This is a genomic window from Pseudomonas sp. NBRC 111123 (genome assembly GCF_001320205.1).
Lineage (GTDB): Bacteria > Pseudomonadota > Gammaproteobacteria > Pseudomonadales > Pseudomonadaceae > Aquipseudomonas > Aquipseudomonas putida_J.
The window spans coordinates 1-3360 of record NZ_BCAZ01000096.1 but is presented as its reverse complement, the minus strand read 5'-3'; the positions used below and the strand labels follow the sequence as shown (position 1 = coordinate 3360).

Below are 3360 nucleotides of genomic sequence, written 5' to 3'. Positions count from 1 at the left end.
TGCAGATAGGGGTTTTGCGAAATGAATCTTGACGATGACCTACTCTCACATGGGGAAACCCCACACTACCATCGGCGATGCATCGTTTCACTGCTGAGTTCGGGATGGGATCAGGTGGTTCCAATGCTCTATGGTCGTCAAGAAATTCTGTAGCCAGAATGTCCAGATGGACAGCCCAGCGAATTCGGATATGTGATGTTGTGGTTCGTTGCGAACTTTCGGTTCGTATCATCTTCACCACCACAATTTGGCGCTTACGCTCAAATTGCTTGGGTGTTATATGGTCAAGCCTCACGGGCAATTAGTATTGGTTAGCTCAACGCCTCACAGCGCTTACACACCCAACCTATCAACGTCGTAGTCTTCGACGGCCCTTTAGGGAACTCAAGGTTCCAGTGAGATCTCATCTTGAGGCAAGTTTCCCGCTTAGATGCTTTCAGCGGTTATCTCTTCCGAACATAGCTACCCGGCAATGCCACTGGCGTGACAACCGGAACACCAGAGGTTCGTCCACTCCGGTCCTCTCGTACTAGGAGCAGCCCCTCTCAAATCTCAAACGTCCACGGCAGATAGGGACCGAACTGTCTCACGACGTTCTAAACCCAGCTCGCGTACCACTTTAAATGGCGAACAGCCATACCCTTGGGACCGGCTTCAGCCCCAGGATGTGATGAGCCGACATCGAGGTGCCAAACACCGCCGTCGATATGAACTCTTGGGCGGTATCAGCCTGTTATCCCCGGAGTACCTTTTATCCGTTGAGCGATGGCCCTTCCATACAGAACCACCGGATCACTAAGACCTACTTTCGTACCTGCTCGACGTGTTTGTCTCGCAGTCAAGCGCGCTTTTGCCTTTATACTCTACGACCGATTTCCGACCGGTCTGAGCGCACCTTCGTACTCCTCCGTTACTCTTTGGGAGGAGACCGCCCCAGTCAAACTACCCACCATACACTGTCCTCGATCCGGATAACGGACCTGAGTTAGAACCTCAAAGTTGCCAGGGTGGTATTTCAAGGATGGCTCCATGAGAACTGGCGTCCCCACTTCAAAGCCTCCCACCTATCCTACACAAGCAAATTCAAAGTCCAGTGCAAAGCTATAGTAAAGGTTCACGGGGTCTTTCCGTCTAGCCGCGGATACACTGCATCTTCACAGCGATTTCAATTTCACTGAGTCTCGGGTGGAGACAGCGCCGCCATCGTTACGCCATTCGTGCAGGTCGGAACTTACCCGACAAGGAATTTCGCTACCTTAGGACCGTTATAGTTACGGCCGCCGTTTACCGGGGCTTCGATCAAGAGCTTCGCTTGCGCTAACCCCATCAATTAACCTTCCGGCACCGGGCAGGCGTCACACCCTATACGTCCACTTTCGTGTTTGCAGAGTGCTGTGTTTTTAATAAACAGTCGCAGCGGCCTGGTATCTTCGACCGGCATGGGCTTACGGAGCAAGTCCTTCACCCTCGCCGGCGCACCTTCTCCCGAAGTTACGGTGCCATTTTGCCTAGTTCCTTCACCCGAGTTCTCTCAAGCGCCTTGGTATTCTCTACCTAACCACCTGTGTCGGTTTGGGGTACGGTTCCCAGTTATCTGAAGCTTAGGAGCTTTTCTTGGAAGCATGGCATCAACCACTTCGCGCTCTAAAGAGCACTCGTCATCAGCTCTCGGCCTTGAGATCCCGGATTTGCCTAAGATCTCAGCCTACCACCTTAAACTTGGACAACCAACGCCAAGCTGGCCTAGCCTTCTCCGTCCCTCCATCGCAATAACTGGAAGTACAGGAATATTAACCTGTTTTCCATCGACTACGCTTTTCAGCCTCGCCTTAGGGACCGACTAACCCTGCGTCGATTAACGTTGCGCAGGAAACCTTGGTCTTTCGGCGTGCGAGTTTTTCACTCGCATTGTCGTTACTCATGTCAGCATTCGCACTTCTGATACCTCCAGCAAGCTTCTCAACTCACCTTCACAGGCTTACAGAACGCTCCTCTACCGCATCACCTAAAGGTGATACCCGTAGCTTCGGTGCATGGTTTGAGCCCCGTTACATCTTCCGCGCAGGCCGACTCGACTAGTGAGCTATTACGCTTTCTTTAAAGGGTGGCTGCTTCTAAGCCAACCTCCTAGCTGTCTAAGCCTTCCCACATCGTTTCCCACTTAACCATGACTTTGGGACCTTAGCTGACGGTCTGGGTTGTTTCCCTTTTCACGACGGACGTTAGCACCCGCCGTGTGTCTCCCATGCTCGGCACTTGTAGGTATTCGGAGTTTGCATCGGTTTGGTAAGTCGGGATGACCCCCTAGCCGAAACAGTGCTCTACCCCCTACAGTGATACATGAGGCGCTACCTAAATAGCTTTCGAGGAGAACCAGCTATCTCCGAGCTTGATTAGCCTTTCACTCCGATCCACAGGTCATCCGCTAACTTTTCAACGGTAGTCGGTTCGGTCCTCCAGTCAGTGTTACCTAACCTTCAACCTGCCCATGGATAGATCGCCCGGTTTCGGGTCTATACCCAGCGACTAAACGCCCTATTAAGACTCGCTTTCGCTACGCCTCCCCTATTCGGTTAAGCTCGCCACTGAATATAAGTCGCTGACCCATTATACAAAAGGTACGCAGTCACCTAACAAAGTAGGCTCCCACTGCTTGTACGCATACGGTTTCAGGTTCTATTTCACTCCCCTCTCCGGGGTTCTTTTCGCCTTTCCCTCACGGTACTGGTTCACTATCGGTCAGTCAGTAGTATTTAGCCTTGGAGGATGGTCCCCCCATGTTCAGACAAAGTTTCTCGTGCTCCGTCCTACTCGATTTCATTGATAAGAGATTTTCGTGTACGGGGCTATCACCCACTATGGCCGCACTTTCCAGAGCGTTCCACTAATCTCAAACCAACTTAAGGGCTGGTCCCCGTTCGCTCGCCACTACTAAGGGAATCTCGGTTGATTTCTTTTCCTCAGGGTACTTAGATGTTTCAGTTCCCCTGGTTCGCCTCTTGCACCTATGTATTCAGTACAAGATACTCAGCTTATGCTGAGTGGGTTCCCCCATTCAGAGATCTCTGGATCACAGTCTGTTTGCCGACTCCCCAAAGCTTATCGCAGGCTACCACGTCTTTCATCGCCTCTGACTGCCAAGGCATCCACCGTATGCGCTTCTTCACTTGACCATATAACCCCAAGCAATCTGGTTATACTGTGAAGACGACATTCGCCGAAAATTCGCACGTCGCTCTTTCGAGCAGAACTCACAAATTTTACCTTAGCCTGATCCACCAGCAGTGAAACTGGTGTTCAGTCTATTTCTATCACATATCCGAATTTTTAAAGAACGATCTGACAAAAGTCAGAAATCAA

2 rRNA genes are annotated in these 3360 nt (G+C 51.1%); both read right to left on the bottom strand.

Annotation, left to right across the window (positions count from 1 at the left end):
* Positions 1-26: 26 nt before the first annotated feature.
* Positions 27-142 (bottom strand): 5S ribosomal RNA (rrf, locus tag APH27_RS25375).
* A 138-nt stretch (positions 143-280) separates the two neighbouring features.
* Positions 281-3173: ribosomal RNA gene (locus APH27_RS25370) — 23S ribosomal RNA — on the bottom strand.
* Positions 3174-3360 lie beyond the last annotated feature (187 nt).